Annotated in this window: 12 protein-coding genes; 2 read left to right on the top strand and 10 right to left on the bottom strand. The window is 50.0% G+C overall.

The window, feature by feature from the left end:
- Nucleotides 1-1,971: plasma-membrane proton-efflux P-type ATPase (locus tag JUI58_RS13095; protein ID WP_348539885.1), on the bottom strand; the 1,971-nt coding region annotated here is incomplete at its 3' end.
- A gap of 197 nt (nt 1,972-2,168) precedes the next feature.
- The gene (locus JUI58_RS13090; protein ID WP_204104238.1) at nt 2,169-2,549 is read right to left on the bottom strand and encodes an STAS/SEC14 domain-containing protein; all 381 of its coding nucleotides are present in this window, start codon (nt 2,547-2,549) and stop codon (nt 2,169-2,171) included.
- 428 nt (nt 2,550-2,977) lie between these two features.
- On the opposite strand from JUI58_RS13090, the gene JUI58_RS13085 reads away from it, so the two are divergent.
- Complete coding sequence (locus JUI58_RS13085; protein WP_204104237.1) at nt 2,978-4,426, top strand: methyl-accepting chemotaxis protein; 1,449 nt, start codon at nt 2,978-2,980, stop codon at nt 4,424-4,426.
- Nucleotides 4,427-4,455: 29 nt separating this feature from the next.
- Here the strand turns inward: JUI58_RS13085 and JUI58_RS13080 are convergent, their stop codons facing one another.
- From JUI58_RS13080 to JUI58_RS13060, 5 genes are all read right to left on the bottom strand, one after another.
- On the bottom strand, nt 4,456-5,046 hold the full coding sequence (locus tag JUI58_RS13080) for a general stress protein (protein ID WP_204104236.1): 591 nt from the start codon (nt 5,044-5,046) through the stop codon (nt 4,456-4,458).
- Between the two features lie 456 nt (nt 5,047-5,502).
- Nucleotides 5,503-6,516 (bottom strand): sulfate ABC transporter ATP-binding protein, encoded by a 1,014-nt coding sequence (cysA, locus tag JUI58_RS13075; RefSeq protein WP_204104235.1) that lies wholly within the window; start codon nt 6,514-6,516, stop codon nt 5,503-5,505.
- 326 nt (nt 6,517-6,842) lie between these two features.
- Complete coding sequence (cysW, locus tag JUI58_RS13070; RefSeq protein WP_204104234.1) at nt 6,843-7,682, bottom strand: sulfate ABC transporter permease subunit CysW; 840 nt, start codon at nt 7,680-7,682, stop codon at nt 6,843-6,845.
- A complete protein-coding gene (gene cysT, locus JUI58_RS13065; protein WP_204104241.1) occupies nt 7,669-8,514 on the bottom strand; it encodes a sulfate ABC transporter permease subunit CysT in 846 nt (281 codons plus the stop codon). The genes cysW and cysT overlap by 14 nt, the downstream gene beginning before the upstream one ends.
- Before the next feature lie 109 nt (nt 8,515-8,623).
- Entirely contained in the window at nt 8,624-9,703 is a 1,080-nt protein-coding gene (locus JUI58_RS13060) for a sulfate ABC transporter substrate-binding protein (RefSeq protein WP_239121451.1), read from the bottom strand.
- A gap of 166 nt (nt 9,704-9,869) precedes the next feature.
- Here JUI58_RS13060 and JUI58_RS13055 point away from each other — a divergent pair, with 166 nt between their 5' ends.
- Complete coding sequence (locus JUI58_RS13055; RefSeq protein ID WP_204104233.1) at nt 9,870-10,658, top strand: Crp/Fnr family transcriptional regulator; 789 nt, start codon at nt 9,870-9,872, stop codon at nt 10,656-10,658.
- A gap of 77 nt (nt 10,659-10,735) precedes the next feature.
- Here the strand turns inward: JUI58_RS13055 and JUI58_RS13050 are convergent, their stop codons facing one another.
- The 3 genes from JUI58_RS13050 to JUI58_RS13040 all read right to left on the bottom strand — a co-directional run bounded on the left by JUI58_RS13050 (nt 10,736) and on the right by JUI58_RS13040 (nt 12,947).
- Complete coding sequence (locus JUI58_RS13050) at nt 10,736-11,104, bottom strand: hypothetical protein (RefSeq protein WP_204104232.1); 369 nt, start codon at nt 11,102-11,104, stop codon at nt 10,736-10,738.
- Nucleotides 11,101-11,691 carry a PspC domain-containing protein gene (locus JUI58_RS13045; protein WP_204104231.1) on the bottom strand — a complete coding sequence of 197 codons (591 nt, stop codon included), beginning with the start codon at nt 11,689-11,691 and terminating at the stop codon, nt 11,101-11,103. Before JUI58_RS13045 ends, JUI58_RS13050 begins: the two co-directional genes overlap by 4 nt.
- A gap of 116 nt (nt 11,692-11,807) precedes the next feature.
- Nucleotides 11,808-12,947: a hypothetical protein gene (locus tag JUI58_RS13040; protein WP_239121450.1), complete on the bottom strand. Its 1,140-nt coding sequence runs from the start codon at nt 12,945-12,947 to the stop codon at nt 11,808-11,810.
- Nucleotides 12,948-13,164: the final 217 nt, after the last annotated feature.

The following is a 13,164-nucleotide window of genomic DNA, read 5'->3' as shown; positions in this document are numbered from 1 at the left end:
CACTGAGAACGCCAGTTGTTCTGGGAACGCTACGAGGTCTCTCGTAGCTGAAAGAATCCCCAACCATAATCTTTGATTTGGTTGGGGAGCGTTCAAGGCCAAAATCGCCAGCGTCATGAAAAACAGCACCCGCAGTGTCTCAGCGATGCGGTAGATCGCATAGCTGTTCATCCGTTGGAAAATGCGGCGGCTCTCCTTAATCGCGTCGATGATCACTGATAGTCCAGGTGTGAGCAGTACGATATCTGCTGCTGCCTGCGCTGCGTCCGTCGCGTCTGCAACGGCAATACCGCAGTCGGATTGCTTCAGCGCCGGGGCATCATTCACACCATCCCCCGTCATGCCAACAATGTGTCCGTGCTTTTGCAGGACATCCACAATGTGGAACTTATGTTCAGGGAACACCTGGGCGAAACCGTCTGCTTTCTCGATCGCCTCCGCAGACTCAGCCGTTTCCTGTTGCTTGACATCCCCCAAGCTACTCGCATCGAGAATGTTTGCACCCATCCCCAGTTTTGTGGCCGTTTCATGGGCGATCGCCTGGGCATCCCCCGTCACCATCTTGATCTGAACGCCCATCTTGCCTGCGGTGGCAATGGTTGACTTGGCATCATCCCGAGGCGGATCAAACAATGGCAATACACCCAAAAACTGCCATTTGCCGTCACCCGAATCTCGCGCCACGCCCAAGGACCGAAAGCCGCGTACAGCGAAGTCTTTGACCGCCTTTTCAGCAACAGACTTCACCTCCCCAGCATTATCAGCCAGAGCCAGAATCACCTGGTTCGCTCCCTTCGTCACCTTGAATTCTTTGCCATCCGAGTCCTTCACGATCGCGACCGTGCGTTTATGCACCGGATCGAAGGGCTGAAAATGTTCAATCTGATAACCCTGCAATGCGTCTTTGTTTTTTAGTCCACCGATGACAGCGAGATCGATCGCGTCGTTATTGCCACTACGCGAGGCCAGCGCCCCATAGAGAATCACTTGCTCGGCGGAAATATTGTTCACGCAAAACGGAATGCCCAGTTTCAGCTTGTTTTGGGTCAGCGTGCCAGTCTTGTCCGCGCATAGCATATCCACGCCTGCCAATTCCTCGATCGCCACCAGCTTGCTCACGATCGCCTGTTTCTTGGCCAGTAGTCGCGCACCCACTGCCATTGTCACCGATAGCACCGTCGGCATTGCCACCGGAATCGCAGCCACAGTCAGCACTAGGGCGAACTGCAAGGTGGTCAGGATCGGATCTCCTCGGTAAATCGCAATAGTCACAATCAACGTCACCAGCGCCAAGGCTAGGAGGATCAGGTAATTACCAATCTTCAAAACCGCCTTTTGAAAGTGGCTAGAAGTGTGCGCCGTTTGTACCAATTGCGCCGTCTTGCCGAAGTAGGTATGCGCCCCCGTAGCATAGACGAGGGCATCAATTTCACCCCGGCGCAGGATTGAACCAGAAAAGACAGCCTCCCCTGGTTTACGAGTGACAGGCAGAGATTCCCCCGTAAGTGCCGACTGATCCACCTCCACCGAGTCACCCGATCGCAGGCGGGCATCTGCTGGCACAATATCGCCCAAACGTAAGCGAATCAAATCCCCTGGGACCAATTCACGGGACGGCGGTGCGATCCACTTTCCATCCCGTTTCACCCGCGCCTTAACGGACAGCTTGGACTTCAGGGCGGCGATCGCATTCCCCGCCTCGTGTTCTTCCCAAAACCCAACTACGGCATTAGCAACCAGCAACAGTAGAATGATGAAAAAATCAGGCCAATGTCCAACTATGCCCGATAGAATCACCGCCACCTCGATCATCCACGGAATAGGATCCCAAAAATAGCTGAGGAATTTCAGGTAGGGATTGGTTTTCTCCTCTTTAATCTCGTTGGGTCCATAGTGCTTCAGCCGCTTACTCGCCTCGTCTTGACTGAGACCCTCTGGTGACGACTCCAGTTTTGCCTCTAGTTGATCCATAGGTAGGGTTTTCAGATCGTCCTTCGGATCGGGACTTTCTTCAGGAGCTTTGGGTCGATCGACAGAGGTTTTCATAGAAAAAATGGGTATTCCTTTGGCATTTATTGAATGGAACGGTCACAGAGAGTCGCCGGACTCAAAAAGTGAGAACTTGATGCTCGACGAGCCGCCATTGATCGTCAGGATTTGGGACTCCGTTATGGCTGTGGGCGATCGCTGCTCAGGTCTGCGAGCCAGTGCCGTGCTTCCTCAATTTGTGATGGTTTAAAGGTTTTGACCTTAACGGACAAAATGCGATCGAATACTTCCGTGAGTGTCCGCATCCACTTGGCATCAGCAACGAGTGCTGCATGGGTAAAATCATTAAGATGGGCAAAGCCGAAGCGAATATCTTTCCAAAGTGCGAGTGGATCAATCCCCTCGAAATGTCGAATTTCTTCCAAAATCCTCAATTTACCGTGCTTGGAAATATCAACCTTCAACTGAGAAACCACTTGATCGAAGTCTTCTTCGGTAATTTTCCCTTCGATGATAATTTCGACGATGTTGTTCTGTGGATTATTTTTGTATTCAATCATCAGAAAAATGGGTAGAAACCCCGTCCTATAAGGACGGCTTTATAGTCTCGTTATCGCCTTGGAGTTGTTTAATTATCGCACTTTTAACAGGACAATTACTGTATCTAATTAAATAAACCTGTACGCATAACAGTTTTTCAGAAAAATGGGTAGAAACCCCGTCCTATAAGACGGCTTTATATTAGTCTCGTTATCGCCTTGGAGTTGTTTAATTATCGCACTTTTAACAGGACAATTACTGTATCTAATTAAATAAATCTGTACGCATAACGGTTTTTGTTGTTTCGAGCCTCCTATTTCTAGGGTAATGTTACATATTGGGGGTTGGTTTCATCCTCAAAACCGCCATCGAGCGATATTATTAAGCGCTCGGAAAAAAAAGCGGAAATAAAAAAGTAAAATTATTTCGGTTTACGGAGAAAACTATCATGAATTTAAAGGCAAAGATTCAACTATTTAGTGTAATTCCTGCTCTTTTACTGGGGATATTAGGTGGGCTTTCGATTGGTGGTTTTGCGTTAATGAACCAGAAAATTCGGACGATTTATGATGATCGGATTGTGCCGATGGAACAACTAAAACTTGTGTCAGATGCCTATGCTATATCGATTGTGGATGCGACGAATAAGGCAAATGCGGGGGTGATGACATCACAGGCGGCGTTGCAATCGATCGAAGCGGCGCGATCGCGTATCGAAGAAACTTGGCAAGCGTACTTACAAACGCAACTCACCCCCGATGAAGCCAAATTCGCTCAAGATGTAGAGTCCCTCTTTTTAAGTTCGGAGCCAGAATTAGATCGCCTCATGAGAATTCTACAAACGGGCGATCGCAATCAATTGATTGAATTTAACAGCCAGATCTATCAGTCTATTGATCCGATCACTGTCAAAATCCATGCTCTGATTGAATTGCAATTAGATGCAGCTGCTATCGAGCGACAGATGGCCGCTCAGGTCTTTGCTTGGATTTTGCGTATTTTTATTCCGCTCCTCGCGATCACTATGGGCGTGATGTTATCCCCCTTGCGACGTTTGATTTCCAAAGCCATCACCTCCACCCTAGAAGAAATGGTGAATACGGTGGCCACCACGAGTGAAGAAATTGCGATGGTTGCGGTCAAGCAAGATACGGTAGCCAGCCAGCAAGCGGCGGCAGTGCAAGAAACCACCACCACCATGAGCCAATTGGAAGCCTCGTCGCAACAGTCGTCGCAGCAGGTTAATTCTGTGGTGGAACGAGCCCAAGAAGTGTTTGACCTGGCCCAACAGGGGAGTGAAACCTCTAGCCGTACCTTACAGGAAATCTACCAATTGCAAGAGACTGTAGTAGCAGTGGCCACCCAAATTGAACAATTAACGGCGCAATCTCGGGCGATTGAGAGTATTTCAAAACTCGTTAATGATATTGCACAACAGACCAATTTACTGGCTCTGAATGCTTCGATTGAAGCGGTGCGGGCGGGGGATCAGGGGCGGGGCTTTACAGTGGTGGCTACCGAAATCCGTAAGTTAGCGGAACAAACCCAACAATCGACCCAAAATATTAATGAGCGTGTTAAGGCGATTCAAGAGGCGGTGCAGAGGACGGTGACGATCGCGGAACGCATCACCCAAAATGTTAAACTGGGGGTGTCTTTAACCAGTGAGACGGCCCAAACCTTTGAAGGAGTAAAACAAGCTATTGGCGATGTGGTTTTGAGTAGTCAGCAAATTGCCCAGAGTATTCAACAAGAAGCCTTTGCGATCGCCCAAGTCGTCCAAGCGATGGAGCAAATTAATCAAGGGGCCCAAGAAACTGCGTGGGGGATCGGTCAAACCAAATTGGTGACGCAAAAGTTAAATGAAACTACCCTGAGTTTGCAAGCCTTAGTCTGAATCCCCACTGAAACACTCACTCTAACCAGCTACTGCGGAGATGTCACCCCCGTCAATGGTTCATTGGATGTGACCGGATGGTTATCCAATCTTTCTGGCTGGGTGCGATCGAGGATTTCTTGGGCATGGGTTGTGTCAGACTTGGAGCCGTGGACAATCAGAATAAACTTGTCGTTCTTAATTGCCCGTTCATACTGCAAGATGCTGTTCTCAGGAATCCCCAGGCTGTACAAGCCCGCCCCAACTGCACTCAGCCCGCCCATCAAGATCGCCCCTTCCAACGCCCCCACAATCCAACTGACCAACGGGCCCGCGACCAGAATCGGTCCTAAACCAGGAATCGCAAAGAACGCGGAACCAAACAAAAAGCCCCACAGTCCGCCCCAGAAGGCACCAGCTTTACCCCACGCTTGCATCCGATCGCCAGTATTGTAGTAACCGACCACATTCTCCTCGGTGTGATAGTCGCGTCCCACAATCGATAGTTTCTGCATATCGAAGCCAGATTGCTGGAGTTCTTTGACAGCCGCTTCCGCCACGATATGGGTTGCATAAATTGCCACAACGGAATTGTCTTGCTTTATAGCGCTTTCTTTTTGTTGTTGTTGCAGATTAATCATGGTTTTGTCTCCAGAGTTATTTATTTGTGAAAAACTTTAGCTGTTGGCAGTTGAGTATTTTGTGAGAGGTATTCCAAAACGCGATCGCAGGCATTGTGGGGTGAGTTATTTCAGATTGATCGTGGTGTTAGACAATCTCTGGCCATGAAAGTACCGGCCAATGGCGCATTACGCTTCGCTCTAGGGAAGCCATGCCAAAGGTAATGCGACACTCTACAGATGGTATATTTTTCCTCGAAAATTACCTTATCTCTAGAGTTGTTTAGTTATAGAAATCTTTGCTGATCTTTTGGGAGTATCCTGCTTGCGCCACTAGATTCCTCCCCGCCCTCATCTCCCAGCTTAGGAGAGGGATTTAGAGTGTTGTGCTTTGCACTTCTCGAAGGGTGGGCTGCCTACTTCTATCATTCTATACCCAGAAAAAGTATTTGCTTAATATCTTGACTTTTGTTGATATTAGAAATTCAGGTGCTGTTTTGACGGTGCAAAGGCTTTGATCTCACTGAGTTCAATTTGGACACATTGCCCAGTTTTGAAGTTGAGGTCTGCCCATTGATCGCGATTGATGTGGGCGGTGAGGGGGGTGCGATCCGATAACTGGAGTTTGAGGTGAACATCCCAGCCCCGATGGAGGATGTCTGTGATCGTGGCAGTAAGGCTGGCGGGGGTGGGCTGAGAATGGATTTTGACGGCATGGGGTCGGACAAAGATGGGCGATCGCTCCTGACGATGATCCTGCGCCACAACACTGGGTAACACATTCACCTCGCCCACAAACTGCATCACAAAAGGGGTTGCGGGTGTTTCGTAGATTTCTTGAGGCGTGCCAACCTGTTCAATTTTGCCGCAATTCATGACGACAATTTGATCGGCGACTTCGAGGGCTTCTTCTTGGTCATGGGTGACAAAGACGCTGGTTAAATTCACCTCATGGTGAAGGTTGCGAAGCCAAAGGCGTAGGTCTTTGCGGACTTGGGCATCCAAGGCCCCAAAGGGTTCATCGAGGAGTAAGACGTTGGGTTGCACGGCGAGGGCGCGGGCGAGGGCGACCCGTTGGCGTTGACCGCCGGAGAGTTGGTTGGGGTAGCGATCGCCCAATCCCTGCAATTGAATCAGATCCAATAATTCATTCACACGGGTACGAATTTCAGCCGCTTTAATGCGGCGAATTTCTAAGCCAAAGGCGATATTTTGGCGCACGGTGAGATGTTTAAAGAGGGCGTAATGTTGAAACACGAAGCCAATTTGCCGATGTTGCACATCCAGATGGGTCATATTTTGACCGTTAATCCAAATTGCGCCACTGTCGGGAGATTCCAAGCCAGCAATGGCACGTAACAAGGTGGATTTACCTGAGCCAGAGGGTCCCAAAAGGGCGATCAATTTCCCATCTGGCACGACTAAATTCACCTGATCGAGGGCTTGAAATTGACCAAAGTGCTTAGAAATATTTTCAACGAGAATACTCATAATGTTCCGTGGGTTGGGTTAAGTTGGCGATCAATGAATGGGATGGGTTTGTGATGATTACAGGCCATGAATCGTCGGTTTGGCCAGAGTCATCGTGGCAGATTATAGTCGTTTCAGTTAAGTCTGAGAATTCTCGATCCCCCTAAATCCCCCTTAAATCCCCCTCCCGTCCCCCTTAACGATCCCCCTCTTATCCCCCTTGAAAAGGGGGAGGATAGAGGATGCTTCGCTTTTCAAGGACGGGAAGCCAGAGGATGCTTCGCTTTTTCAACGATGGGGACTTTCGGAAAATAGTGTTTTATTCTTATTTGGAATGACCATAATCCTTAAGAGGATGGCGTTTTTTTGAGGAAATAATGTTCTAGGATGCCTTTGCCAATTAAGGTCAAAATTGCGAGTCCGGCTAAGACGACGGCGGCACTAAAGGCGGCGACGGACTGATAGTTTTGATAGGATTGCTCGACAAAAATAGGCAGGGTTGCGGTGCGGCCAAGAATGTTGCCAGAGACGACGGCAACGGCTCCAAATTCTCCGAGGGCCCGCGCATTGGTGAGCAAAATTCCGTAGAGTAATCCCCAACGAATATGGGGCAGAATGACGCGCCGGAAAATTTGCCAACTGTTCGCGCCCAAGGTGCGGGCGGCTTCTTCGGGTTCGGGGCCAAGGTCTTCGAGGACGGGGATCACTTCGCGGGCGACGAAGGGCAGGGTGACGAAGACCGTGGCGAGGACGATACCGGGAAGGGCAAAGATGATTTTGATGCCGAGACTGGCGAGCAGGGGACTAAACCAACCGATGCGATCGCCGTACAGTAAAACCAACATCAACCCAGCAACAACGGGAGAAATCGAAAAGGGTAGATCAATGATACTGAGGAGTAGGGTGCGGCCGCGAAATTGGTTGCGGGCGATGACCCAAGCGGCGCAGAGGCCAAACAGGGTGTTGAGGGGGAGGGCGATCGCCGTCACGATCAGCGTTAGGTGGGTCGCTTGGCGAAAAGCGTGGCTGTGGAGCGAGGCGAAAAATGCCCCGATACCCTCTTGAAACGCGGCGTGGAAGACCACCCCGGCGGGCAGTAAAAGCACCACACCCAGATAGGTTAAGGCAAGGATAATCAAGAGCCATTGCCATTGATCGGGTTGGGTTACAGAATTAGCGGATCGCATAGCGTCGTCCCCATTGTTGCAGTCGGTTAATTACGAGCAGGGCGGTGAGGGAACCGAGCAGTAAGACTGTGCCGATCACCGTTGCACCGGCGTAGTCGTATTGCTCTAGGCGTTGGAACACTAAAACCGGGGCAATGAGGTCTTGAAAGGGAATGCTCGATGAAATCAAAACCACGGAACCGTATTCCCCCACGGCGCGGGAAAATCCTAAAGCAACCCCCGTGAGAATGGGCGGAATTAAGGGGGGAAGAATGATGCGGTGGAAAATTTGCCAAGGGGTGGCACCGAGCGATCGCGCTGCGGCTTCGATTTCTGGCTCTAGCTCTTGTAAAACAGGCTGTAAGGTTCGCACGATAAAGGGCAGGGAGATAAACAACATGGCCACAAAAACCCCCGTGCGGGTAAAGGCAATCTTGATCCCGAGGGGGGCGACCCATTGCCCAATCCAACCGCGATCGCTGTAGAGAGTCGCCAAGGCTAAACCCGCCACCGCCGTCGGCAGGGCAAAGGGGAGATCCACCACCGCATCAATCACTTTGCGACCGGGGAACGAGTAGCGCACCAACACCCAAGCGATCAGGGTTCCCATCACCCCATTGACTGCCGCCGCAGCGAGGGCGGTTAAAAATGTGACGTTGTAGGCCGAAACAGCGACGGGATCGGTGGCAATGCGCCACACTTCTGCCCACCCGAGGGAGAGGGATTTTTGGATCAAGGCGATCGCCGGTAGCAGGAGCATCACACTGAGATAGGTCAAGGTTATCACCCAGGGCCAAGACCAGCGCGATCGCTGCACCTCAGCAGAACCATTCATCACATCAACATTCAACATAGGAACATTCACCAAATTCAACACCAGGATCTCAAACTGAAATATCACACTAAAGAACACAGAAAACCACTCTAAACCGATGCAATGCAAGGGTTTAGAGCCTCGGCTTTTACTGCGATCGGCCAATCTTGGCCAGCATTTTGTCAAAGGCCGCACCATCCGCGAAAAACTTCGCCTGAATCGCATCCCAGCCGCCCAAATCTGTCACCGTAAACAACTGGTCAACTTTGGGAAACTGGTCGGCAAACTCCGTCGCCACACCCGGATCAACGGGACGAAATCCCACCTTGGCAAATTCGCGCTGGGCTTCCGAGGTATAGAGGAACGCCACAAAGGCTTCCGCCACCTCCCGCGTGCCATGCTTGTCTACATTGGCATCCACCACGGCGATCGGATTATCAATCGAAATGTTGTAATCCGTGGGAATCACATAGGGCTGCACATCCCCCTGTTGGGCGGCCAGCAGCACTTCATTTTCGTAATTGATCAAAACATCACCTTGACTCTGTTTGTAGAACAGATCGCTGGCTTCACGGGCATTTTTCGGCAAGACCGGCACGTTTTTATAGACCGCCGTGGTAAAGGCATCGGCGGCTCCGTCATCTTTGCCGGATTGGGCGATCGCCCCCCACAAGGCCAAATAATTCCACCGTGCGCCCCCGGAAGTTTTCGGGTTCGCCGTAATCACCTTTAAACCTCTGGCCAGGTCTGACCAACCTTGCACCGTTGCCCCCCCTTCCCGTGTGACCAACGCCACCACGGATCGGGTGACGATCGCCCCATAGGGAGCTTCATCCTCCCAACCGGGTTCAATCAATCCCGCATTCTCGATCTCTTGGGTATCCAACGCCAACGCCAACGCCACCACGTCAGCCTCTAAACCATCAAGCACCGCACGGGTCTGGGAGCCAGAACCGCCATAGCTTTGGTCGATCGCCACGGTTTGCCCGGTCTCCTCTTTCCACTGTTCGACAAACATCGGGATGATCTGCTCATAGGCCCTCTGGGTCACGGCATAGGACACGAGGGTTAGTTCAATCGGGTCTGAGGCGGTGGCTGAGTCCCCATTTGTCGCCTCTGGGGTCGTGTCATCCACCGAAGCGCAGGCGGCGATCGCACTCAGGCAAATCATCACCAACCCACGCGATGAACGGCGCAACCATGAACGGTAATGCAAGGTCGTTGTCATGATCAAAATTCCTAATTCACTTCAAACTCAGATGCTTATGTTTTGAGATTGAATTTCGATTGTATTGCAATACAAATCAAATGTCAATGAAATACAAGCGCAATTGAAATACAGGTTAAACAGCAGACATGGGAAAATAAGCCCGTGGTTGCTCATTTCGTTCCCCATGGCCAAAGCTCAGTCTGTCCCCACCCCGATTCTTGCCACGATTTGCGATCGGGTGTTTCCCTTTCGCGGCATGACTCCGACGACCCTCGCGGCCTATTTCCCCACCAATTCCCTCACAGTGGAAACCCTCTTTTCTAACCGCCCGATCTACACCGCCTTTCTCCCCGATACCTACCTCGATAGTCTATACGTCGTCCTCAATGAGGGATTGATCATCACCCGCAGCACCCCCCTCGATCGCATTGTGTCCCTGACCTATCCAGGGAGTTGCTTTGGGATGCGGAATCTGCCCTTTAGTCATGGCCAGGCAACGCGGGCCTTTCCCAGTTTGGTGGAGGCCTACAAAACCGCCCAGGTGGTGAAGTTACCCCTAGCGGCGATGGAGGCGATTTATCACGAAGATGATGAGTTTCGCGATCGCTACGACTATCTCTTTGAATTGCGAATTAAGTTTCAATATCATCTGCTCAATTGCAGCACCTACCCGCCCCAAGCCGTCGCAGCCTTGCTCCGCGCCCTGATCTACCAAGAGCGAGAACTGGGCAACCAACCCAACCCCGACGGCATCTACAGTTTTGATCTGCCCATTGATGTGATTGCCCGTGCCTGCCAACTCAATTCCCGCACCGTAGAACAAGTCCTCAAGGGCTTACAAAAAGAGGGGTTTTTAACGAAGCCGCCCAAGGATGCCACCACGGAAGATGGCGTATATGTCGCCAACCCCAATGGCCTTAAAGAAGTCTATAGCGCAACACGGGATAAGGTGGCATGGTGGCCGTTGCGTTGATGCGATCGCCCCCACCATTCACCCAAACATTCAAACATTTACGATGACTGACAACCGAGATCGAGGGTTGATCTCAGTTACGAACGAATTTTCAAGTGTCTCAAATGCCCATCCAGCCATTTGTCAAGGGTCAAGCCAATCGCTAAATACCCGATAAAAATAAGAGCCGCGCCCAGCCAACTGTTACGAAAGACATAACCGACTAACAAAACCCCAACGATTATAACCAGCGTCATGGCGACGAAGATAATGAGCCATGCCCACCCGGAATTCGCTGTAGCATGGGACAGCTGTTGACATTCATGGCAGCGATAATTTCCCAACGGTGCAGCCCAATATCGTCGCCAGGTAATGGGAAAAGCCGTTCGACAATGGGGACAAACTAATTGCCCAGCAAAGGTGGTTTTGGGGTGGCGAGAAATGTGATGGTTGTTGCGTCGGTTCATAATTGTTCTCCTACAGGTTGTTGCTGCGATCGCGGCTCGATTGGGAAAGCCAACCAACACCACAAGTACAGCAAAGGAAATCCAGGAATGACGATCGCTAAAACAACCGCGACAATCCGGATTATTTGAATAGGCTGATGCCAACTTTGAGCAAGGGCTGAACAGATGCCTGCAATGATTTTGTGGCGACGACTTCGGTAAAAAGCCTCTGGAAATTGCTCTGAAGGACTGCCTGTTTTTCGGGAGTGTTGATGCTGTGAAATCGCAGAAGTCAGCAGCCCGATCGCCCCTAAAATCGCTGATGGAATGGCAAAAATTGCCAGCCAGTGCGACATCACTAGCCCAGAAATAACGTCTCCCAGCCAAACCGGAGAAGGGCAGCGAAAGCGGATCGCTTCTACTGAACAATCAAAGCGTTCAGCCAAACCGAGTGCGCCCCAAGTCATAAGAAACGGGGAAATTCCATAGACAACGCAAAGGCTCAACAAAAACAAATGCCAACGGGTCGAAAGTCGGCGGAAAAATGCGATCCCGGCGATCGCAGGGCCAATCAATAAAAAGATGCCAATTAAAGGCAGATAAAGCATGAGTTTTCCTAGGTCAGTTTTCTCGGTTGAGAATCAATTGAAACCATTGAATATTTGTTGGCTCCATGAAACCTCATGGTGTGGCTGGAATATGGGTCAGACGAATTAGGAATTATTTAATAGCGCAGGATAGCTGCGATCGCTTTATGTTCGGGGACATCTTCCTGTTCTACGGCGTAAACTGTTCCCCCATTGGTGAGGGTATGTAGTGCCGCTAGATCGAGCAAATCTTCGTCACCTGTTTCCTGTTGAGGGTGAATCTGAATGGAATTCCCCACTGGATCGAATACTCCCCAAACGTTTTTATTAATAGGCACAAACAAGGTTTCAACACGCTGGAAATAGGCAGCACTTAAGACTTTTTCGAGAGTATTAGCTGTTTTTTCGCTGCCTTGTAGTTCCTCGTAATGGGAGATTGTTGATACTTTGGCGAGATCAAAATAGGGTTGTGCAATCTGCCAAGCCTGGGTATGCAGTTCTTCCAAGGTCAAAGTTTCTGGATTACCAGTGATACCATTGGGTAGCAAGTGGGCATAAGTATTTGCCTCGTGATAAATCGGCAATAGATAATCAACTCCTGCCAAAATTAGCGGTGTTTGCTGGTTTTTGAAGAAATACTCTAAACCGTTGTTAACTTGGCGAAAGTAACTCAATAAATCATGTTTGCGATCTTCGTTGCCGGCTCCTTGTCCATGAAAAATCCCACTATTGCCTTGTGATGAGCCTGTATGTACTTGGAGACTTTTTTCGGAATCATCGTATTGCAAGGCTGCTGCAATATTGGTCGGTACATCCGTTAACTCAACTTCATCCAGGTGATAACGGGTTCCTTGAAATAACCGCACTTGGTTTTGACTCAAGGCTAGAACCGAAAACGTCCCATCCCCTGACATTAGTTGCAGTAGTGGTTTGATGTGGAAGCGATCGCCAACTACCGTTAATTCAGGAAAGGCGATCGGTAAACAGTAATAGTGGAACTGATGGGGAGATAGAAAAATGGCTAGTCCATCGCTTTGATGTTGCCAGAAATCATCATTATCTAGTTCGTAGATGGGTTGCAGCAACTCTTTGGCATCCTGTTCGCGCATTCCTAGCGCCAGCAATTTTTCGATCGCTTGTCGAACCAAATTTTTTAACCGAATCGGATTTTGCTGGGTTTCAATTCCTAAACGCTCTATTGGCGAATAGATCGAGATACAGGTCGAGTTTGACGCTGTGGTTAAAGTGGTTAATTCATCAATAGTGAATAAGTTCATCATGTACCTCTGAGTAAATTTTTTGCTCAAGTTTGTATCAAGTTTTAATCAACGGGTAGAGCATCGAGATCAATTCCATAACTACGCGATTTTGTCAGTCTTTCGTCATCAGAAAATATGTGAGTGGATACCCCAACCTCAACGAAGTAGGTTGGGGAGGAAGCGGTGCGACCCCGGTGAGGTTTCCTCACCTAGGGAACGCGCACCAAGAGAACGA

This window comes from Spirulina sp. CCY15215, assembly GCF_016888125.1.
Taxonomy (GTDB): domain Bacteria; phylum Cyanobacteriota; class Cyanobacteriia; order Cyanobacteriales; family Spirulinaceae; genus CCY15215.
Note: the sequence above shows the minus strand (reverse complement) of the source record. Positions and strands in the feature narration are given on the sequence as shown.